Source organism: Collinsella aerofaciens (assembly GCF_039758965.1).
GTDB lineage: Bacteria > Actinomycetota > Coriobacteriia > Coriobacteriales > Coriobacteriaceae > Collinsella > Collinsella aerofaciens_BR.
Map to the genome: position 1 here is coordinate 17,198 of NZ_JBDMSL010000020.1, position 18,813 is coordinate 36,010.

The following is an 18,813-nucleotide window of genomic DNA, read 5'->3' on the forward strand; positions in this document are numbered from 1 at the left end:
ATCAAAGGCGCCCGAGCAGATCAAATGCTGCTCGGGCGCCTTTTTGTCACGAGAAACCTCGCACGCGCCTCAACACGATACGGCAATAAAATAGGGCGCCGACCATCGTCGACGCCCCCTTACAAGGCTCTGTAGCCGCCTGCACGACGCGGTTCTCGCCTACTTGCGAGAGTTGCTCAGCTTGTTAATCAACGCCTCCAGGCGCTCGCCGTCCTCGGCGGTCTGGGCGATAACCAAGATGGTGTCGTTACCGGCGAGCGAGCCGAGCACGTCGGGCAGCTCGGCGGCATCGACCGCAGCGGCAATGCCCGAAGCGGTGCCGGGCTGAGCCTTGATCATAACCAGGTTGTCGGTGCGCAGAACGCCCGTTACCAGTTCGGAAACCATACGCTGCAGATGCAAGTCCTCGGCCAGAACATAGATACCCTCGGGAAGCTTGCGCAGACCCATATCGGCAATATCGCGCGAAACGGTTGCCTGTGTGCAATCGAAACCCATAGCACGAAGCTCATCCACCAGCACGCGCTGCGTGCGAACATCCTTGTTGCGCACGATATCTCTGATGGCATCCTGGCGCCCATTGCGTTTTTTAGCCATACAAAACCTCACTCCATCGATGGCGGAGACAATCAATCAGTGATTGAATAGTTTAGCGCTATTTGACGGTATTTGTGAATAAGAACGCATTTCGAAACAATTCCATGCAAGATTGTTTCGAACATAGCCGTCTTAAGCAGTTTTGAGGCCCGTCCGGTTAAAAAAAGCGGCCAGGTGCGTATACATCACGCAACGCGCAGGCTTGGCACTGGCAATCGGTCCAAACAACAGGCCGAGTCCACGATGGTTATCCTTGAGTGCCGCGGCCATCTGACGAGTTCGAGATGCATCGAGCATATCACGCATACGAGCGGAACGCTCGATTGAAGAAACCCCATGCGGGCTCAAGCACAAATTTTCGATGCAGGCGACCAGCCCGGCGAAGTAAAACATATGGCTCGCAACCTTTAGCTGCGTGTCGCCGCTCGCCTCTGCAAGCGAATCAGTGAGCTCGTCGAGCGCCCGGGCGTCATCGGTAAGCTTGGCAAACAATGTGGGGTCAAAAGCATCTGTAAGCCGTGGCGCCACCGCATGGAAACAGGCGCCACCGCACCCGGATATGCGTTGCGCCTGCGAAAGGGCGCATGTCATAAACCCAATCGAGCGAAACACACGGTCGCGCGACAAACACGTCTCGAACAGCGAACGGCTGTACATCACACCGGAAGTCTGGGCAATCAGGCCGCCGGAAATCATCTGAGGCAGACCAGCCGCCAAAGAGGCACGGTCATCGATCGCAAGAGAGGTGGCATCCAGTACGCGCGAATGACGCTCGCGATGAGCATCGTAGCAGTCGAGCGATGCCGTGGGAATCACCATGTCTGCCGCAGCATCGCACGCAACATCGACCATCTTGGAAAGGGACTGTGGGGCAAACCACTCGTCGGCGTTCATGGCAACAATCTGCAATCCACGCGAGGCGGCAAAACCGGCCTTGAGACATGCTCCGCGCGCCGAATCCTCGACGTCAATCAAATCGATGTGAATATCCCTGCCTGCGGCAACTTCGAGCGAATGGCGCACGCCCGGCGCAACGTCGCGACAAACCACGACAATTTGCAGGTCATAGAGGTCTTGGTTCTGGAGGCTCTCGAGCGCGCGCATCGCATAGCTGGGCGAACCCTCAACAATAAGGATCACCGAAAGTCGCGGATGCGAACCACGTCGAACCAAGTTTTCCGTCCTCTCGACAGCGCCAAATCAAACCGTCGTTCATGGTACACCCGAGCTATAAAAGCAACGAGCCGCCTAACATGTTGCACGCCAAGAACAGATGTTGCACACGCGCAGCTCACACATAGTATGTGACAGGTACGGACGCGCCGGGCACTCCCCTAGTCAAGCACGACAAGCTCGTTGGGGCCGTAATCCACGCCCATAAACGTAAGGCCGCAGGCAGGCGCTGTGGGACCCGCAGCGGTTCGGTCGCAGGCATCAATGACCTCGCGCATCCACTGGGGATCGCGACGATGCATGCCGATCTCCACGAGCGTGCCCACAATGGTTCGCACCATCGAGTGCAAAAACGCGTTGCCCTCGATAGTGAAGGTCAGGATATCCTCGCCAAAAGCGACCTCGTGGCCAAACTCGGCACGCATCACGCAACGGTGCGTGGGCTTGCCCACGGCAGACGCCACCTTGCAAAAGCTCTTAAAGTCCTGCTCGCCCAAGAGCGCAGGGCACGCGGCAGCCATAGCATCGACATCCAAGGGATAGCGATGCCACCACACCGCAACGCGTGAGAGCACGGGGCGCGCATCGCGGTCGGCAATACGGTACGTATACGTACGGGAACGCGCATCAAAGCGTGCAGAAAAGCCTTTACGGGCCTTGTAGACCTCGTTTATGGCGATATCTTTGGGCAGCAGCGCATCCATAGCCCTCAGCCATCTACGGCGCGTCAAAGCCAGCTCAGCGTCCGTTACGGGCACACTGATGTACTGCGCCACCGCATGCACGCCGGCATCGGTACGACCCGCACACGTCAGGTCGATCTGACGGCGCAGGAGCGTCTCAATGGCACGGCGCAGCTCGCCCGCAACCGTCGTCTGCCCCGGCTGCTCCGCAAAGCCGCTATAGGACGAGCCATCGTAGGCCACGCGGAATACGAGCGTGGCATCGAGCTCTGGAATCGAATTGAAATCAGACGGCGCGGTCATGGGCGCTCCCAACAAACAATCAACGGTATCGCGACAAAAAAAGAGGGGTACGCGAACGTACCCCTCGAATATAGCCTATGCAGACGGATTGTCTACTCAGCGGTCTCCTCGGCAGCGGTCTCCTCGACAGCCTCGACCTTCTTGGGAGCAGCGGCCTTCTTGGGGGCCGGAGCAGCCTTCTTGGCCTTAGGCGTGCAAGGCTCGGTGACGAGCTCCATGATAACAATAGGAGCGTTGTCGCCCTTGCGGTTACCGAGCTTCATGATGCGAGTGTAACCGCCGTTGCGGTCCTGCCACATGCCCTGAGCAGCCTTGTCGAAAATCTCGGCAACGAGCTGCTTATCGCCGAGCTTGGCGATGGCCAGACGACGAGAGTGCAGGTCGCCCTTCTTGGCCCAGGTGATGATCGGATCGACGACCGAACGCAGCGCCTTAGCGCGGGTCTCGGTGGTCTTGATGCGGTCGTTCTCGAAGAGGGCCTTGGCCAGGCTCTTCTTCATGGCCTTGGTGTGGCTCGCATCGGTGCCGAGCTTCAGGCCCTTCTTAACGTTGTGACGCATGGTCTAGTTTCTCCTCAAATATGCGAAGCATTAAGCCTTCAGGCTCAGGCCCATGGACTCAAGCTTGTCCTTCACTTCCTCGATCGACTTAACACCGAAGTTACGGATGTTGAGCAGATCGTTCTCCGAGAACTCAACGAGCTGACGGACCGAGTGAATGCTGGCGCGCTTAAGGCAGTTGTAGGAACGGACGGAAAGGTCCAGATCCTCGATCTGCTTGTCCAGCTCGGCGTTGTCGTTGGTGACCTCGGGAGCGAAGATCGAAGCCTCCTCCTCGACCTCGGGGGTCTCGGCAAGGTTCATAAAGGCAGCCATATGCTGGTTAATGATATTGGCAGCCTGGACCACGGCGTCGCGCGGGGCGATGGAGCCGTTGGTCTCGATCTCGAGGACAAGGCGGTCGTAGTCGGTGTGCTGACCGACACGGCAAGCCTCAACGAGCTTGGCGCAACGGGAAACCGGCGAGTACAGCGAGTCGACGTGGATCACACCGATGGGATCGTTGTCGCGTTTGTTGGCCTCGCCAGAAACATAGCCGCGGCCATAGCCGATGCGCATGCTCATGGTGAGATGGCCACCCTCGGTGAGCGTAGCGATGTGCTGCTCGGGGTTGACCAGCTCAAACTCGGACGGAATAAAGAAGTCCGCACCGGTGACCTCGCAGGGGCCGTCAACCGAAATGGTGGCGGTCGCCTCGTCGGTCGTGCCGAGAGCCCTGAAGACAAGACCCTTGACATTCAGGACGATGTCGGTGACATCCTCGACCATGTTAGGGATGGTCATGAACTCGTGCTGCGCGCCATCGATCTGAATAGCCTCGACGGCGGCACCCTCGAGCGAGGACAGAAGAACGCGACGAAGGGAGTTACCCAGCGTATCGCCGTAGCCACGCTCGAGCGGCTCGACGGAGACACGAGCAGACGTCTCGTTGATCTCTTCGACCTGAACCTGAGGCCTAATGAATTCTGACATGTATTACCTCCAGCCTCAGCAGCCCGGATGGACTACTTAGAGTAGAGCTCGACGATGAGCTGCTCGTTGATATCACCGCTGATCTGCTCACGCGTCGGCAGAGCGAGCACGTTACCAGACAGCTTCTCGATATCGACCTCGAGCCAGCCAGGGACCTCGAAACGCTCGGAGGAAATCAGAGCCTCCTTGATGGGGAGGAGGTCACGGAACTTCTCGCCGACAGCGACGACGTCGCCGGCCTTGACGCGGTAGGACGGGATGTCCACGCGCTTGCCGTTCACGGTGAAGTGACCGTGACGGACGGACTGACGAGCCTCTTTGCGGGTGCGGGCGAAGCCAAGACGGAAGACGACGTTGTCGAGGCGAGACTCAAGGATGATCATGAGGTTCTCACCGGTGACGCCGTTCATCTTACGGGCCTTGTTGAAGTAGCCGTGGAACTGCTTCTCCAGAACGCCATAGATAAACTTGACCTTCTGCTTCTCGCGCAGCTGCATGCCGTACTCAGATTCCTTGCGACGGCGCTTGGGCTGACGGATAGATTCCTTCTTGCTGCTGTAACCGAGCTCAGCGGGATCGATCCCGAGCTGACGGCAGCGCTTAAGAACAGGAGTCCTGTCGATTGCCATATTGATACGATCCTTTCAGTTACACGCGGCGACGCTTCTTGGGGCGGCAGCCGTTGTGCGGGATGGGGGTCTTGTCCTGGATGCTCGAGACCTCGAGGCCAGCAGCCTGGAGGGAGCGGATGGCGGTCTCACGACCGGAGCCGGGGCCCTTAACGAAGACGGAAACCTTCTTCATGCCGTGCTCCATGGCCTGCTTGGCAGCAGCCTCGGCAGCCATCTGGGCAGCGAACGGCGTGGACTTACGGGAGCCCTTGAAGCCCACCTGGCCAGCCGACTTCCAGGAAATGACGTTGCCCTGGGGATCGGTGATTGAAACGATCGTGTTGTTGAACGTAGAACGAATGTGAGCCTGGCCCACGGAAATGTTCTTACGGTCCGCGCGCTTCAGACGGGCAGCGCGAACGTTCTTCTTAGCAGTAGCCATCTATCTAGCGCTCCTTATTTCTTCTTCTTAGCACCGATCTGACGCTTCGGGCCCTTGCGGGTACGAGCGTTAGTGTGGGTGCGCTGGCCGCGGACCGGGAGGCCCTTGCGGTGACGAAGGCCGCGGTTGCAGCCGATGTCCATAAGGCGCTTGACGTTCTGGTTGCGCTCACGGCGGAGGTCGCCCTCAACCATGATCTGGTTCTTGTCGATATAATCGCGGATGGCGTTAACCTCATCCTCGGTGAGGTCCTTAACGCGGGTATCCACGTTAACGTTGCACTCGACGCAAATCTTCGTCGCAGTGGTGCGGCCGATGCCGTAAATGTAGGTCAGACCGATCTCAACGCGCTTCTCACGCGGGAGGTCGACACCATTAATACGGGCCAACGTAGTCTCCTCTCTTAACCCTGACGCTGCTTATGACGGGGGTTCTCGCAAATGACGAGGACCTTGCCATGGCGCCTAATGATTTTGCACTTATCGCACATCTTCTTGACCGAAGGACGTACCTTCATCGTTCTTCCTTTCGGTAGCGCTCAAACTACTTCCCTACTATCTACTCGCCCAGCCGCAGGCGTTTAAAACTATGGCTGGTCTTCACACACAATCCGACCGTAGGTTGAGCTAAGCCTGCAGTCGGAAATGGAGTGCGTGTATGCGTGCCGCTATTTGTAGCGATAGGTGATGCGGCCGCGGGTCAGGTCGTACGGGGAAAGCTCCACGACAACCCTGTCACCGGGGAGAATACGGATGTAATTCATTCGGATCTTGCCAGAAATGTTGCACAGAACCGAATGACCGTTCTCGAGCTCGACCTTAAACATGGCGTTGGGCAACGGTTCCTTTACCGTACCCTCGAGCTCAATTGCGTCTTCCTTCTTCACAAGCAATCATCTTTCTCTAGAAAACGACAGCGATTGAGTATTCTACAACACGTATGCACGCATCGTAATAACTTCGTAATGGCTCCACAACTAAGTGGAACTTGTTACATTTCTCCGCCTTGGAGCGAACACCAAGCACCTTGGGCATCCGTGGTGAGAATCACCGGACCGTCATTGGTAATGGCGACGGTGTTCTCGTAGTGCGCGGCGGGCAGGTGGTCGTTGGTCGTAACAATCCAACCGTCGGAGCCCGTGCTCACATGGTTGGAACCCATCGTAACCATCGGCTCGATGGCAATGACCATGCCGGCCTGGAGGCGAACGCCCCTCCCCTTCTTTCCATAGTTAGGAACGTTGGGGTCCTCGTGCATCACGCGGCCAATGCCATGGCCAACATAATCACGAAGCACGCCGTAACCGTGAGACTCGGCGAGGGACTGAACGGCATAACCGACGTCCCCGATATGGTTACCGGGAACAGCCTGCTCGATGGCAGCCTTAAGGCAATCGCGCGTGACCTCACACAAAGCCTTGGCTTCGGGCGTGGGGGTGCCGACGAAAAACGTCCATGCGTTATCGCCGACCCAACCGTCGACAACGGCTCCCGTATCGATGGAGATGATATCGCCATCGCGCAGGATCATGTCGGGATTGGGAATACCGTGGACCACGGCATCGTTGATCGATGCGCATATGGTCCCCGGGAACCCGCCGTAGCCCTTAAAGGCCGGGGTGCCGCCATGCATGCGGATAATCTGCTCCGCGAGCTGATCGAGCTCAAAAGTCGAAACGCCGGGGCGCACCATGGCTCCAACGTGGCGGAGCGCCATCTTAGATAGCGCTCCTGCCTTCTTCATCTGCTCGATTTGCGTTGCAGACTTAATCTTGATCATAGACCGAGAGCCTCTTTGACATCCCCGTACACGGTCTCGCGAGCCTGGTCACCGTTGACCGACTTGAGCAGACCCTGGCCACGATAGTAGTCGACGAGCGGGCTCGTGGACTTCTCGTAGACGTCGAGACGGTTCTTGATGGTCTCGGGCTTGTCGTCGTCACGCTGATACATCTCGCCACCGCACTTGGGGCAGGTAGCATCGGCAGCGGTGCCGGTGTAACCGCAGGCGCGGCAGGTGCGACGCGAAGACAGACGATCGATAATGACCTCGGGGGCCACATCGACCAGAAGGGCACAGTCGATCTCGCGACTCATGGCGGAAAGCTCGGAATCGAGCGTCACAGCCTGGGCGGTGTTGCGCGGGAAGCCGTCGAGGATGAAGCCCTGCTGGGCGTCATCGGCGGCAAGGCGCTCCTTGACAAGGTCGATCACGAGCTGGTCGGGAACGAGCTCGCCAGCGTCCATGTACTTCTTAGCCTGAATACCAAGCTCGGTGCCACCCTTGACGGCAGCACGCAGCAGGTCGCCCGTGGAAATATGGGCGACGCCAAACTCGGCGACGAGCTCCTGTGCGACGGTGCCCTTACCGGCACCCGGAGCTCCGAGCAATACGAGGTTCATGAGCAATCCTCCTCTAGCCTATTTAAAGAATCCATCGTAATCATACATCTTGATCTGGCCTTCGAGCTTATCGACCGTGTCGAGCACGACGCCGACCATGATGAGGATGGACGTGCCGCCAAATGCCTGGATCAGATGGTTACCCGTGAAGGAGAAGATGATCGAAGGCACGATGGCGATGAGCGCCAAAAAGACAGCGCTGGGAAGCGTGATCTTGTTGAGCGCGTTCTTGATGTAGGCCGCGGTAGCCCTACCCGGACGGACGCCCGGAATAAAGCCGCCCTGCTTCTTAAGGTTATCTGCCGTGTCATCGGGGTTGAACACCATGGAGGTGTAGAAGTACGCGAAGAACACGATGAGGACAACGTTGAGCACCCAGTTGAGCCAACCGGTCGAAAGCGCGGAGGCAACTGCCTGGATCCAGCCGATGCCGGGGAAGAACACGGCAATCTGAGCCGGGAAGTACAGCAGCGCCGAAGCGAAGATGATCGGCACGACACCCGCGGTGTTGACCTTGATGGGCAGGTAGGTGGTCTGGCCACCCATCATGCGACGGCCCACGACGCGCTTGGCGTAGGAGACCGGGATGCGGCGCTGGCCGCGCTCAAGGAAAACAATCAGCGGGATAACCAGCAGGATGATGGCGCAGATGATCACCATGGTGATGATGCCACCGGCATTGCCCTCGGTGCTGGAGAAGATAGCCTGCGGCAGACCGGCCATGATGTTCGCGAAGATGATCAGCGACATGCCATTGCCGATACCGCGCTGGGTGATGAGCTCACCAATCCACATGATCAGCATGGCGCCCGCGGTGAGCGTACCGACGATCATGAGGTCGAAAATGATCTCGGGAGCGCCGGCGCCATTGAAGCTGATGCCGAAGCTCTTAAAGAGGAAGAGGTAACCCACGGAGTTGAGGATTGCCAGAGCCAGGGTGAGGTAACGCGAATACTGCGTAATCTTGGTCTGACCGACCTCGCCCTCGCGGGCAAGCTCATGCAGGGAAGGCACGACGGCCTGGAGCATCTGGAGGATGATCGAGCTGGTGATGTAAGGCATGATGCCCAGAGAGAACACCGACACATAGCTCAACGCGCCGCCAGAGAAAAGATTCAGGAGGGCCATAGCACCTGCGGCGACCGAATTGTTATCGGTCGAGAAAAGGCCCAGCATCCCCTGGAAGGGAATGCCGGGCACAGGAACGTGCGCACCAATGCGGTACACGACGAGCATAGCTATGGTAAAAAGAATCTTTTCGCGCAATTCTTTGATGCGGAAAGCATTCTTAAGACCATTTAGCACGGCAGCTCGACCTTTCCGCCGGCGGCCTCGATCTTGGCCTGCGCAGAAGCGCTGACCTTGTCGACCTTGACCGTGAACTTCTTGGTGAGCTCACCATTGCCGAGCACCTTGACGGGCTCGAACTCGCTCTTGGTGATGCGAGCGGCCTTAAGAGCGGCACCGTCGATCACAGCGCCATCCTCGAACTTACGCTCGAGACGCTCAACGTTAACAGCGGTGTACTCGATACGACGGGGGTTGCGGAAGCCCGGAAGCTTGGGCAGGCGCATAGCCAGCGGAGTCTGGCCACCCTCGAAGCCGGCACCCTTGGTGCCGCCAGAGCGGGAACCCTGGCCCTTCTGGCCGCGGCCAGAAGTGGTGCCGTGACCCGAAGAATTGCCACGGCCGACGCGCTTACGGTTCTTGGTGGAACCGGGCGCGGGAGTAAGATCGTGAAGCTGCATTTGCTACTCCTCTACAATCTCGACAAGGTGCTTGACCTTGAAGATCATGCCGCGGACGGACTCGTTGTCAGCAATCTCGCGAACCTCGCGGATCCTGTGGAGACCGAGGGCACGGACAGTACGGACCTGGTCCTGCTTGCAACCATTGGTGCTGCGGACCTGCTTGATCTTGATGGTGTCAGCCATGCTTAGTTCTCCTTACCGACGAACATCTCGGAGACCGTCAGGCCACGGCGAGCCGCGACGTCCTCAGGGCTGGAGAGCTCCTTGAGGCCCTCGACGGCAGCCTTGATGATGTTGAGGCCGTTGTCGGTACCGAGGGACTTGGACAGGACGTTCTTGATGCCAGCAAGCTCGAAGAGGGGACGCACAGCGCCGCCGGCGATAACGCCGGTACCCTCGACAGCGGGCTTGATGATGATGCGGCCGGCACCAAAGTGGCCGAGAACCTCGTGCGGGATGGTGCCCTGCTCGGTCACCGGCACGTGGAACATGTTCTTCTTGGCATCGAGAGATGCCTTGGAGATGGCCATGGGCACCTCAGCGGACTTGCCCATGCCAACGCCGACGTTGCCCTTGCCGTCGCCAACGACGACGAGAGCGACGAGGCTCATGCGACGACCACCCTTGACGGTCTTCGACACGCGGTTGATGTAAACGACGCGCTCCTCGAACTCGGAGGCCTCGCGCTGCTGCTTCTGATTACGAGCCATGTGCTACATACCTCCTAGAACTCGAGACCGGCGGCACGAGCACCGTCGGCGAGGGCCTTGACGCGGCCATGGTAGATACGGCCACCGCGATCGAAGGCGACCTTGGTGATGCCGGCCTCGATGGCGCGCTTGCCAACGAGCTGACCGACCTTCTCCGCAGCCTCCTTGTTCGAGGTGTGGGTGCCCTTGAACTCGGCCTCGAGGGTCGAGGCGGAGACGAGCGTCAGGCTGGAGCCCTTGCTGTCGTCGATGATCTGGGCATAGATGTTGGCGTTAGTACGGGTCACGCGAAGACGCGGACGCTCGGAGGTACCCGAGACCTTGCCGCGAACACGACGCTGACGACGCTTGAGGCCTTCCAGCTTCGCCTTATGCTTGTTCATACGTAAACTCCTAAAAAGGTTGATCTTGCCAGCACCTGACGGGGTGCTGGTCTTATGCGAGTGAGTCGGTTACGACTACTTGGCGGCCTTACCCAGCTTGCGGCGGATGTGCTCGCCAACGTAGTGGATACCCTTGCCCTTGTAAGGCTCGGGAGGACGATGGCCGCGGATCTCAGCGGCGATCTGACCGACCTGCTGCTTGTTGATACCCTTGACGTTCACGTGGGTGTTGTCGGGAACCTCGAAGGTGATGCCCTCGGGAGCCTCGACGATCACGGGGTGCGAGAAGCCCAGGGAAAACTCGAGGTTCTTACCCTTCTGCTGCACGCGGTAACCGACGCCGGCGAGCTCGAGCTTCTTCTCGAAGCCCTCGGAAACGCCAACAACCATGTTGTGGATGAGGGCGCGGGTGAGGCCGTGGCGGGCACGGGTCTCACGCTCGTCGTCGGGACGGGAAACGGTGAGGACGTTGTCCTCGACGTTGATAGCGAGCTTCTCAAAGACATCGAGCTCGAGCTGGCCCTTGGGGCCCTTGACGACAACGTTGTTGCCGTTGACTGCCACTTCGACTCCGGCGGGAATCTGGACAGGCTTATTACCGATACGAGACACGGTGATCTCCTTTCCTTCTACCTACCGAGCGAATTACCAGACGTAAGCGATGATCTCGCCGCCGACGTTGTGCTTGCGAGCATCGCGGTCGGTCATGACGCCATGGCTGGTGGAAATAATGGCGGTACCAAGGCCACCGCGGACGCGGGGCATGTCGGCAACGCCGGTGTACTTACGCAGGCCCGGCTTGGAAATGCGGCGGATGCCGTTGATGACCTTAGCCTTCTTGGGACCATACTTAAGCGTGATGTGCAGAGTCTTCTGGGGAACGGTGTCCTCGACATCGTAGCCCTCGATGTAGCCCTCCTCGTGCAGAACACGAGCGATCTCGACGAGCTTCTTGCTGCTCGGCATGGAGACCGTGGCCTTGTTCACAGAGTTAGCGTTACGGATGCGCGTAAGCATATCTGCGATCGGGTCTGTAAGGTTCATACAGATTCTCCTTCGTTCTTGATGAACACGTGCTCTTGGTTCTTCGCCGCCCTTAACGGCAAAGCCTTTTTAGCGCGTTTTCCCTGTTCCAAACTGATGCTTGAAACGCTGGTAGTGACTTACCAGCTGGCCTTCTTAACGCCGGGAAGCTCGCCCTTGAGTGCAAGCTCGCGGAAGCAGACACGGCACAGGCCGAACTTGCGGTACACAGAGTGCGGACGGCCGCAGCGCTGGCAGCGCGTGTACTCACGAGTAGAGAACTTCTGCTTGCGATTGCACTTGACGATCATCGATGTCTTAGCCACTTATATCCTCCTCACATAGAGTATTGTTCGCCCCAAGCGCCGCCCCCTTGTGGGAACGGCGCTTATAGGGCAGGTGAACCTATTTCTTGAACGGGAAACCGAAGGCGTCCAGAAGGGCCTTGGCCTCCTCATCGGTGTTGGCGGTGGTCACGAAAGTGATGTCCATACCACGCTGGTGATCGACGGAGTCGAAGTCGATCTCGGGGAAGATGAGCTGCTCGGTGACGCCCATGGAGAAGTTACCACGGCCGTCGAAGCTCTTGGCGGAGATGCCGCGGAAGTCGCGGATACGGGGGATCGCGACGGAGGTCAGACGATCGAAGAACTCCCACATACGGTCGCCACGCAGGGTAACCTTGCAGCCGATCGGCATACCGGCGCGCAGGCGGAAGGTAGCGATGGACTTGCGGGCACGGGTGATCATCGGCTGCTGGCCGGTGATGGCGCGCAGGTCGCGCACGGCACCGTCGATGGCCTTGGAATCGGTAGCGGCCTCGCCGACACCCATGTTCACGACGATCTTCTCAAACTTGGGGATCATCATGACGTTCTCGTACTGGAACTTGTCCTGAAGCTGCTGCTTGACCTCGTTGTTGTACTTGGTCTTCAGACGCGGCACATACTTCTCTTCTGCCATTGTTCACTCCTTCTTGGGGTTTTAAGCACGGGGCGTGGCCACGATGGGTTGTCCTCGTGCCTCCTGGCTGCATCCGCGCCGCTCATGGCATTTCGCGGTTTGGACTCGACGCAGCAGGAGCCGACAAAACAATCGGTACTATACGCGCATCGGGAGCGTATTTCCAGAAAAACCTCGTCTGCCTGCACAACTCCACAACTCCCCCGCACAAATGGGTCCCAACAAGCAGTTGCGGTGAAATAGGGACTGTTTGGCGGCCTAACAGGCTTAAACAGTCCGTATTTCACCGCAACTTAATTGGTGGGGATGCGATTAGCGCTTGCGGGGGACGAGTTTGGTGCGGCGCAGGTGGATCATCTCGGCGGCGATGGAGATGGCGATCTCTTCGGGATCTTCGGCCTGAATGGCAACGCCGATCGGCAGGTGCAGCTCGTCGATTTGCTCCTGCGTAAAGCCCTCCTGCTCCAGGCGGGCGCACACAAAGGCCGTCTTGCGACGCGATCCCAAGCAGCCTAGGTAGGCAGGCTTGGCGCGCATGGCCTGAATCACCACGTCGATATCGGACTTGTGACCCGCCGTGGCGACGACCACCAGGTCACGCGGGCCGATGGGACACTGCTTGATCAGGTTCTTGTAGTCGACCAGACGACGGTCGTAGACACCGGGCACCCATTCGGGGGTCAGCGTGCCGGGACGGTCGTCGCAAACCACGACGGCAAAGCCCGCCGCCGTGAGCACCCGCGCCGTCGCAGCGCCCACGTGGCCGCAGCCAAAGATATAGGTCAGGCCCTCGGGGCAGAGCGTCTCGATGTGCGCCGCGGGAATCTCGGAGGCCGCGTTGGTGTAGGTGACCCTACTCCCCTCCTCCACCAGCGAAAGCCCGGGGCAGCCCGCAATGGTGCGGCGCGATTCCTCGCCATGGTACTCGGCTACATCGCCCTCGAGCGCGCTCGCGATAAACGGCTCAAAGTCGATGACGAAGTCGCCGATGCGCCGATAGGCCAAGACGTCGGCTATTTCCTGGAACAACGACGCCTGAGTCGCATCCAGATGCAGGTAGCACAGGCAGATGGCTCCGCCGCAGATCATGCCGGTATCGGAGTTCTCGCCGCCCATGGTGTAGCGGACCAGACGCGACTGTCCCGCGCTCAGGAGCTCGCGCGCCTCATCCAGCGCAAAGAGCTCAATCTTGCCGCCGCCGATGGTGCCCGCCTGGCTGCCATCGGCAAAGACAGTCATCCAGGCGCCCACACCGCGCGGCGATGACCCCGCCGTACCGGCCACGACCACGAGCTCGCACGTCTCGCCAGCACGCAGGGCGGCAAGCGCCGCATTCACAACATCGAGCTTTTCCATTGCCGCCTTCTATCCTCTAAAGACATCGGTGAGCATGGCGAGTGCCTCGAGCACGCCGCCGCCGACCGACGTCGCCTTGTCCGAAATGTAGTTGATATAGCTGGCATCGCCGCGCGGATCGACATCGGCGCATTTAAAGCCCTCAGTCACCTGCACGCCGTTCGCCAAAAGTCCGCGCAGACAGCCATCGATCTGCGTGCACATGGGCGTATCGCCCGCGAAGCCAATCACGTTTCCGGCACTCACGATGTCGCCGATTGCGCGGTCGGACCGAAACACGCCGGCGGCGGGGCTGTGAATAACGCGCTCTTTGCCATAGCCGGCGATAATGCCTGGCACGCCCGTGTTGGGCTGGGGCGAACCCTGGGTGATGACGCGGCCCAGAAAATGCCCGCGCATGGTCTCGACCACGGCGTCGCAATCGACCGGCGCGGTAAAGCCCGGCCCCACGGCGATGACGACAGGAGCCATATCGCGCGTGGTGCCCAAGTTGCGCTTAGCCAGAATCGCGTCGACCACGGCAGCGGGTTTCAGCTCGCCGAGCATCTTGGTCTGGGGGTCCACCACAACGGCGACGTCTCCGGCCTCGGTAATCGCAAGCGCCTCAGCCGGCGTCTGTGCCAAGCGAGCGCGAATGCCTTCGACCTCGACCTCGCCCAGGCGAATGGCCTCGCAAAAACTGATTGTGCGGCGGATGCACGTGGGAACCGCGATATCGGCCATAACGACCGACACGCCAGCGCGCACCAAGCGAGCGGCGACGCCCGTGGCGATATCGCCGGCACCGCGAATATAAACGAGCATTCCCGGGGCACCTCCCTGTGCTACGGTTTGAGCAGAGCAAAAGCGGTTCGACCGCTACTCTGATGATTATTTATTATCACAGTATTATACGGCGGTGAACAGATGGAAACGGTTAGCGGCAATCTTGCCTCCGCGCTCAAGATCGAGCCGGGCATTACCGCAATTATCGGCAGTGGCGGCAAGTCGACATTGCTGAAGACGCTGGGCCTTGAGCTTATGCGCGCTGGCGGCCGCGTGCTCCTCTGTACCACCACGCACATGTTTCCCGTCGCCGGCGTGCCATGGGACGGGTCGAGCCGTCGCCTGGACGCCGCGCCTTGGAAGCCGGGGACCCTGCATGTTCCCGGCTGCACCTGCGAGGCATGCGCGGGCATGAACCGCGGAAGTATCTGCCAGGCGGGTGTTTTGGACCCGGAGACAGGCAAGCTCTCCGCCCCCGCCGAGCCGCTCAACGAGCTGGCACGGCGCTTTGACTATGTGCTGGCCGAGGCAGATGGCAGCAAGCGACTCCCGCTCAAAGCGCATGCCGCCTGGGAGCCGGTAATTCCCGCCGCCACGGCAAACGTTGTCTGGATCGTCGGCGCCTTGGGGCTCGGCAAGCCCATCAACGAAGCCGTCCACCGCCCCGAGCTCTTTTGCGAGCGCTGCGGTTGCGAGGCCACCGACACTGCCACCCCAGAGCGCGTCGCCATGGTGCTCAATGCCGAGCTACGGATGCTGAACCTCAGCAATGCCCGCATCATGCTCAACCAAGTCGACACGCTCAGCGACCCGGCTATGGCCGATCGCTTCGAGACAGCCCTCGGCCGCTCCGTCGTCGCCACCAGCCTCAAATAGCCGGCGCTGCCCCAGCAGACCTATAAGTTGCGGTGAAATAGTTCCTGAAACGGCCTATTTGGCGGCTAAACAGGAACTATTCCACCGCAACTGCGGAGGGGAATCCGGTGATCTTCCTGCTAGCGGGGGACGTAGCGGCCGGGTTGGGCTCCGGTGGGCTCGCCGTCGCGCGCAGCCAGCACGCCGTTCACAAACACAGCCTTGGCGCGGCCGTGTGCCTCAAAGCCCTCGAGCGGCGTGTAGTCCACGGCCTGATGCTGCGTCGCGGCACTGATCGTCCAACGAGCGCTCGGATCCCACACGCACACGTCGGCATCGGCGCCCTCGGCAAGACAGCCCTTGCGCGGATACATGCCAAAGACGCGCGCCGGGTTCTCGCTCATCAAGCGGCACAGATCCTCGGGGCCCAGTTGCCCCTCAAAGCTCGTGGCAATCGCGACGGGACGATGCTCCACACCGGGCCCGCCGTTGGGAATCGCACGGAAATCGTCGCGCCCGCGGTCCTTTTGCCCATGCAGGTTAAAGCTGCAGTGGTCGGTCGCAATCGTATCGATCTCGCCGGCCACAAGCGCCTCGCGCAGAGCCGCACGGTCGCCGGCATGGCGCAGCGGCGGACTCATCACATATTTGGCACCCGCAAAGCCGTCCTCACCCTGCTCCAAGTAGCAAGTATCGTCGAGCATCAGATACTGAGGGCAGGTCTCGACATAGATATTCTTCTGCCCGCGCGCCTTGGCGGCACGGATGGCCTCGAGCCCCAGCTTGGTCGAAAGGTGCACCACGTTGACCGGAGCGTCCCCGGCCAAGTGCGCCAGATACAGCAGACGGCTCACGGCCTCGGCCTCGCACACGTCTGGACGGCTGAGCGCATGGCCCTCGGGCCCGTGAATACCATGCTCAAACACGCGCTTCTGCAGTTCATTCACCAGCGTGCCGTTCTCGCAATGCACGCACAGGATACCGCCCAAGCGCTTGAGCTCCTCGAGCACCTCGAGCGTCTCGGCATCGTCCAGGCGCAGATGATCGTAGGCAAAGTAGGTCTTGAACGACGATACGCCCGCCTCGCGCATGGCCGAAAGGTCGACGCGATTGCGCTCGTTCCACTCGGCGAGCGCCATATGAAAGGCGTAGTTAGCCGTGCAGGTTCCGTCGGCACGGCGATGCCACTCGGCCAAGGCATCGGGCATGGTCACGCCGCGATCGGCCGTCGCGTAGTCCACAATGGTCGTCGTACCGCCACAGGCAGCCGCGCGCGTGCCGGTCTCAAAGCTATCGGCTGTCCAATCCATGCCGGTCCAGCACTGCATGTGCGTGTGGCCGTCGATAAAGCCGGGAAACACCCAGCAGCCCGCGGCATCCTCGACGGTATCGCCCTCGGCTGGCTCAATCGCCCCGGCGATCCGCACGATCTTATCGCCATCCATGGCAAGATCAGCGCGGCGAAGCCCCTGGGGCGTCACGAGCGCGCCGTTTTTGATGATGATCATAATTGCTCCTTATTGATTGATGCTGTTGGCCACGCGATCAAAATACGAGCAGGCGGCGATATGCTCCGTTATGCGTCGCTGTCCCTTGGCGGTATCGACGTCCCACAGCTCGTAGGCACGCGCATCGACCAGCACCACGTCGGTACGGTCCATAAGGATCGAGCCGCCGCCGTCCTTGCCCTCAAGACACATAAGTGCATCGAACAGTTCTGCCGGAAAGAGCACCGGGCTCGAAGGCTCACCGTTGCACGCAAGACGCACCGGATGCTTGCGGCCACGCTCGTCAAACGCACGAACCATGGCATCAAAAGAATCCGAACTCACGAGCGGCTGGTCGCCCGGCAAAAAGAGGCAACCTTTCCAGTTGCGTTCGACTCCCCACGAAAGGCCCGCACGGACGCTTTCGCTGCGCAGCTCGCCATCGTGCAGCACGCACGGGCAATGCTTGTCCTCGCAAATCCGGGCGACCTCGGGCCAACGCGTCGAAACCACGACGTCAAAGCCCCGGGGAACCGAATCGATGGTCCGGGCAATCAGCGGCTCGCCATAGATATCGGCGAGCATCTTGTTAGAGCCAAACCGCTTGCCCTCGCCCGAAGCCATAATGACGCAACCGAGTTTCATCTCCGCAAACCTCCCCTGGCTGCCTTGGACACCATAGTTGCTATACCCACCATAGCAAGCTCGCACTCCGTCGGAACAGGCACGCACTCGTTTTCCAGCGAACGCCCCCTGGCTCCCCATAGCACAAAGGAGGGCACCCCGCGACGCAGGGCACCCTCCTCAATGGTGCAGATATGCCTACTCAGCGTCGCCGGTAAACGTGGTACCGGTCTTGCCGGCAAGGCCATCGCGCGCCTTCTCGAGCAGCGTGATGAGCGCCGTGCGGCCCGGCTTGCTCTCGGCAAACGTCGAGGCAGCCTGGACCTTGGGCAGCATGGAGCCGCGACCAAACTCGTTGGCCTCGGACAGACGCTTTACGTCAGCCGCGGTCAGCGTGTCGAGCCACTGCTCGTGGTCGGTGCCAAAGCCAATGGCAACCTTCTCCACGGCCGTCAGGATAACCAGGGCATCGGCATCGAGCTGTTCGGCGAGCTTCTCGGCCGCAAAGTCCTTATCGATGACGGCGGCAGCGCCCTTAAGGTGGTTGCCCTGGGACTTGGTGACGGGAATGCCGCCACCGCCGCAGGAGATCACCACATGGTTGGACTCGACGAGCGACTTAATGGTGTCGAGCTCGACGATGTTCACGGGCTTGGGCGAGGCAACCACGCGACGGAAGCCCTGCTTCTCGTCGTGGATGAACTGATAGCCGCGATCGGCCTCCAGCTCCTTGGCCTCGGCCTCGCTCATCCACGGACCGATCGGCTTGACCGGGTCGGCAAAGGCCGGGTCGTCCGCCGCAACCTCGACCTGGGTGAGCACGGTCGCGACACCCTTGTCGATATTGCGGTCGAGCATTTCCTCGCGCAGCGCATTTTGCAGGTCATAGCCAATGTAGCCCTGGCTCATGGCGCCGCAAACGGACAAGGGGCAGGGAACGTACTTCTGAGGATTAGAGCGCGTGAGCTCAGCCATCGCGTTGGCGATCATGCCCACCTGGGGACCGTTGCCGTGCACGACGACGACCTCGTTGCCCTCCTCGATCAGGTCGACGATAGCCTTGGAAGTCGTCTTGACGGCCTCCATCTGCTCGGGAAGGTTGGCACCGAGGGCGTTTCCGCCCAAGGCGACAACGATACGCTTAGCCATTTCT

Annotated in this window: 27 protein-coding genes; 1 reads left to right on the plus strand and 26 read right to left on the minus strand. The window is 60.1% G+C overall.

The annotated features are described in order from the left end of the window. Positions 1-159 precede the first annotated feature (159 nt). From ABHU32_RS07515 to yqeB, 23 genes are all read right to left on the minus strand, one after another. Positions 160-597 (minus strand): arginine repressor, encoded by a 438-nt coding sequence (locus ABHU32_RS07515; RefSeq protein ID WP_006235280.1) that lies wholly within the window; start codon positions 595-597, stop codon positions 160-162. Between the two features lie 132 nt (positions 598-729). Then, on the minus strand, positions 730-1,770 hold the full coding sequence (locus tag ABHU32_RS07520; RefSeq protein ID WP_346979541.1) for a glycosyltransferase family 2 protein: 1,041 nt from the start codon (positions 1,768-1,770) through the stop codon (positions 730-732). 161 nt (positions 1,771-1,931) lie between these two features. After that, on the minus strand, positions 1,932-2,756 hold the full coding sequence (gene truA, locus ABHU32_RS07525; protein ID WP_346979542.1) for a tRNA pseudouridine(38-40) synthase TruA: 825 nt from the start codon (positions 2,754-2,756) through the stop codon (positions 1,932-1,934). A 92-nt stretch (positions 2,757-2,848) separates the two neighbouring features. Continuing rightward, complete coding sequence (rplQ, locus tag ABHU32_RS07530; RefSeq protein ID WP_055252240.1) at positions 2,849-3,316, minus strand: 50S ribosomal protein L17; 468 nt, start codon at positions 3,314-3,316, stop codon at positions 2,849-2,851. 30 nt (positions 3,317-3,346) lie between these two features. After that, positions 3,347-4,288, minus strand: coding sequence for a DNA-directed RNA polymerase subunit alpha (locus tag ABHU32_RS07535; protein WP_006235276.1), 942 nt, complete (start codon positions 4,286-4,288; stop codon positions 3,347-3,349). A gap of 32 nt (positions 4,289-4,320) precedes the next feature. Then, positions 4,321-4,917 carry a 30S ribosomal protein S4 gene (rpsD, locus tag ABHU32_RS07540; RefSeq protein ID WP_006235275.1) on the minus strand — a complete coding sequence of 199 codons (597 nt, stop codon included), beginning with the start codon at positions 4,915-4,917 and terminating at the stop codon, positions 4,321-4,323. A gap of 19 nt (positions 4,918-4,936) precedes the next feature. Continuing rightward, on the minus strand, positions 4,937-5,341 hold the full coding sequence (gene rpsK / locus ABHU32_RS07545) for a 30S ribosomal protein S11 (protein WP_006235274.1): 405 nt from the start codon (positions 5,339-5,341) through the stop codon (positions 4,937-4,939). A 14-nt stretch (positions 5,342-5,355) separates the two neighbouring features. Further along, entirely contained in the window at positions 5,356-5,730 is a 375-nt protein-coding gene (gene rpsM, locus ABHU32_RS07550) for a 30S ribosomal protein S13 (protein WP_022094275.1), read from the minus strand. 14 nt (positions 5,731-5,744) lie between these two features. Next, positions 5,745-5,858 carry a 50S ribosomal protein L36 gene (rpmJ, locus tag ABHU32_RS07555; RefSeq protein WP_006363204.1) on the minus strand — a complete coding sequence of 38 codons (114 nt, stop codon included), beginning with the start codon at positions 5,856-5,858 and terminating at the stop codon, positions 5,745-5,747. Between the two features lie 150 nt (positions 5,859-6,008). Then, complete coding sequence (gene infA, locus ABHU32_RS07560; RefSeq protein WP_035137443.1) at positions 6,009-6,227, minus strand: translation initiation factor IF-1; 219 nt, start codon at positions 6,225-6,227, stop codon at positions 6,009-6,011. Between the two features lie 104 nt (positions 6,228-6,331). Then, a complete protein-coding gene (gene map, locus ABHU32_RS07565; protein ID WP_006235270.1) occupies positions 6,332-7,120 on the minus strand; it encodes a type I methionyl aminopeptidase in 789 nt (262 codons plus the stop codon). After that, the gene (locus ABHU32_RS07570; RefSeq protein ID WP_346979543.1) at positions 7,117-7,743 is read right to left on the minus strand and encodes an adenylate kinase; all 627 of its coding nucleotides are present in this window, start codon (positions 7,741-7,743) and stop codon (positions 7,117-7,119) included. The genes map and ABHU32_RS07570 overlap by 4 nt, the downstream gene beginning before the upstream one ends. Before the next feature lie 18 nt (positions 7,744-7,761). Next, complete coding sequence (gene secY, locus ABHU32_RS07575; protein ID WP_035137447.1) at positions 7,762-9,048, minus strand: preprotein translocase subunit SecY; 1,287 nt, start codon at positions 9,046-9,048, stop codon at positions 7,762-7,764. Then, positions 9,042-9,491, minus strand: coding sequence for a 50S ribosomal protein L15 (rplO, locus tag ABHU32_RS07580; RefSeq protein WP_006235267.1), 450 nt, complete (start codon positions 9,489-9,491; stop codon positions 9,042-9,044). Before rplO ends, secY begins: the two co-directional genes overlap by 7 nt. A 3-nt stretch (positions 9,492-9,494) precedes the next feature. Then, a complete protein-coding gene (rpmD, locus tag ABHU32_RS07585) occupies positions 9,495-9,677 on the minus strand; it encodes a 50S ribosomal protein L30 (protein WP_006235266.1) in 183 nt (60 codons plus the stop codon). Positions 9,678-9,679: 2 nt separating this feature from the next. Next, positions 9,680-10,204, minus strand: coding sequence for a 30S ribosomal protein S5 (gene rpsE / locus ABHU32_RS07590; protein WP_006235265.1), 525 nt, complete (start codon positions 10,202-10,204; stop codon positions 9,680-9,682). A gap of 14 nt (positions 10,205-10,218) precedes the next feature. After that, positions 10,219-10,587, minus strand: a complete 369-nt coding sequence (rplR, locus tag ABHU32_RS07595) for a 50S ribosomal protein L18 (RefSeq protein ID WP_006235264.1) — start codon at positions 10,585-10,587, stop codon at positions 10,219-10,221. A 75-nt stretch (positions 10,588-10,662) separates the two neighbouring features. Then, positions 10,663-11,199 (minus strand): 50S ribosomal protein L6, encoded by a 537-nt coding sequence (rplF, locus tag ABHU32_RS07600; RefSeq protein ID WP_006235263.1) that lies wholly within the window; start codon positions 11,197-11,199, stop codon positions 10,663-10,665. A gap of 33 nt (positions 11,200-11,232) precedes the next feature. Beyond that, positions 11,233-11,631, minus strand: coding sequence for a 30S ribosomal protein S8 (gene rpsH / locus ABHU32_RS07605; RefSeq protein WP_006235262.1), 399 nt, complete (start codon positions 11,629-11,631; stop codon positions 11,233-11,235). A 119-nt stretch (positions 11,632-11,750) separates the two neighbouring features. Next, a complete protein-coding gene (locus ABHU32_RS07610; protein WP_022094280.1) occupies positions 11,751-11,936 on the minus strand; it encodes a type Z 30S ribosomal protein S14 in 186 nt (61 codons plus the stop codon). A gap of 79 nt (positions 11,937-12,015) precedes the next feature. Beyond that, positions 12,016-12,573, minus strand: coding sequence for a 50S ribosomal protein L5 (gene rplE, locus ABHU32_RS07615; RefSeq protein ID WP_006235260.1), 558 nt, complete (start codon positions 12,571-12,573; stop codon positions 12,016-12,018). Positions 12,574-12,885: 312 nt separating this feature from the next. Continuing rightward, on the minus strand, positions 12,886-13,929 hold the full coding sequence (locus tag ABHU32_RS07620; RefSeq protein WP_346979544.1) for an XdhC family protein: 1,044 nt from the start codon (positions 13,927-13,929) through the stop codon (positions 12,886-12,888). A 9-nt stretch (positions 13,930-13,938) separates the two neighbouring features. Next, entirely contained in the window at positions 13,939-14,733 is a 795-nt protein-coding gene (gene yqeB, locus ABHU32_RS07625) for a selenium-dependent molybdenum cofactor biosynthesis protein YqeB (protein WP_346979545.1), read from the minus strand. A 102-nt stretch (positions 14,734-14,835) separates the two neighbouring features. Here yqeB and yqeC point away from each other — a divergent pair, with 102 nt between their 5' ends. Next, on the plus strand, positions 14,836-15,570 hold the full coding sequence (gene yqeC / locus ABHU32_RS07630) for a selenium cofactor biosynthesis protein YqeC (protein ID WP_346979546.1): 735 nt from the start codon (positions 14,836-14,838) through the stop codon (positions 15,568-15,570). 119 nt (positions 15,571-15,689) lie between these two features. Here yqeC and hydA read toward each other — a convergent pair whose 3' ends face one another. From hydA to arcC, 3 genes are all read right to left on the minus strand, one after another. Then, positions 15,690-17,057 (minus strand): dihydropyrimidinase, encoded by a 1,368-nt coding sequence (gene hydA, locus ABHU32_RS07635; RefSeq protein ID WP_346979547.1) that lies wholly within the window; start codon positions 17,055-17,057, stop codon positions 15,690-15,692. Positions 17,058-17,066: 9 nt separating this feature from the next. Next, positions 17,067-17,681, minus strand: coding sequence for a nucleotidyltransferase family protein (locus ABHU32_RS07640; RefSeq protein WP_346979548.1), 615 nt, complete (start codon positions 17,679-17,681; stop codon positions 17,067-17,069). Between the two features lie 177 nt (positions 17,682-17,858). Then, the gene (gene arcC / locus ABHU32_RS07645) at positions 17,859-18,809 is read right to left on the minus strand and encodes a carbamate kinase (RefSeq protein ID WP_343006237.1); all 951 of its coding nucleotides are present in this window, start codon (positions 18,807-18,809) and stop codon (positions 17,859-17,861) included. Between the last annotated feature and the right edge of the window lie 4 nt (positions 18,810-18,813).

Coding starts and splice junctions, on each gene's coding strand:
- rpsH (WP_006235262.1), bottom strand. CDS start 11,631: ATGAACCTTACAGACCCGATCGCAGATATGCTTACGCGCATCCGTAAC.
- rpsD (WP_006235275.1), bottom strand. CDS start 4,917: ATGGCAATCGACAGGACTCCTGTTCTTAAGCGCTGCCGTCAGCTCGGG.
- hydA (WP_346979547.1), bottom strand. CDS start 17,057: ATGATCATCATCAAAAACGGCGCGCTCGTGACGCCCCAGGGGCTTCGC.
- rplQ (WP_055252240.1), bottom strand. CDS start 3,316: ATGCGTCACAACGTTAAGAAGGGCCTGAAGCTCGGCACCGATGCGAGC.
- yqeC (WP_346979546.1), top strand. CDS start 14,836: ATGGAAACGGTTAGCGGCAATCTTGCCTCCGCGCTCAAGATCGAGCCG.
- rplO (WP_006235267.1), bottom strand. CDS start 9,491: ATGCAGCTTCACGATCTTACTCCCGCGCCCGGTTCCACCAAGAACCGT.
- arcC (WP_343006237.1), bottom strand. CDS start 18,809: ATGGCTAAGCGTATCGTTGTCGCCTTGGGCGGAAACGCCCTCGGTGCC.
- rpsE (WP_006235265.1), bottom strand. CDS start 10,204: ATGGCTCGTAATCAGAAGCAGCAGCGCGAGGCCTCCGAGTTCGAGGAG.
- truA (WP_346979542.1), bottom strand. CDS start 2,756: ATGACCGCGCCGTCTGATTTCAATTCGATTCCAGAGCTCGATGCCACG.
- map (WP_006235270.1), bottom strand. CDS start 7,120: ATGATCAAGATTAAGTCTGCAACGCAAATCGAGCAGATGAAGAAGGCA.
- rpmJ (WP_006363204.1), bottom strand. CDS start 5,858: ATGAAGGTACGTCCTTCGGTCAAGAAGATGTGCGATAAGTGCAAAATC.
- ABHU32_RS07620 (WP_346979544.1), bottom strand. CDS start 13,929: ATGGAAAAGCTCGATGTTGTGAATGCGGCGCTTGCCGCCCTGCGTGCT.
- rpmD (WP_006235266.1), bottom strand. CDS start 9,677: ATGGCTGACACCATCAAGATCAAGCAGGTCCGCAGCACCAATGGTTGC.
- ABHU32_RS07640 (WP_346979548.1), bottom strand. CDS start 17,681: ATGAAACTCGGTTGCGTCATTATGGCTTCGGGCGAGGGCAAGCGGTTT.
- ABHU32_RS07515 (WP_006235280.1), bottom strand. CDS start 597: ATGGCTAAAAAACGCAATGGGCGCCAGGATGCCATCAGAGATATCGTG.
- rpsK (WP_006235274.1), bottom strand. CDS start 5,341: ATGGCTACTGCTAAGAAGAACGTTCGCGCTGCCCGTCTGAAGCGCGCG.
- ABHU32_RS07570 (WP_346979543.1), bottom strand. CDS start 7,743: ATGAACCTCGTATTGCTCGGAGCTCCGGGTGCCGGTAAGGGCACCGTC.
- rplE (WP_006235260.1), bottom strand. CDS start 12,573: ATGGCAGAAGAGAAGTATGTGCCGCGTCTGAAGACCAAGTACAACAAC.
- yqeB (WP_346979545.1), bottom strand. CDS start 14,733: ATGCTCGTTTATATTCGCGGTGCCGGCGATATCGCCACGGGCGTCGCC.
- rplR (WP_006235264.1), bottom strand. CDS start 10,587: ATGAACAAGCATAAGGCGAAGCTGGAAGGCCTCAAGCGTCGTCAGCGT.
- ABHU32_RS07535 (WP_006235276.1), bottom strand. CDS start 4,288: ATGTCAGAATTCATTAGGCCTCAGGTTCAGGTCGAAGAGATCAACGAG.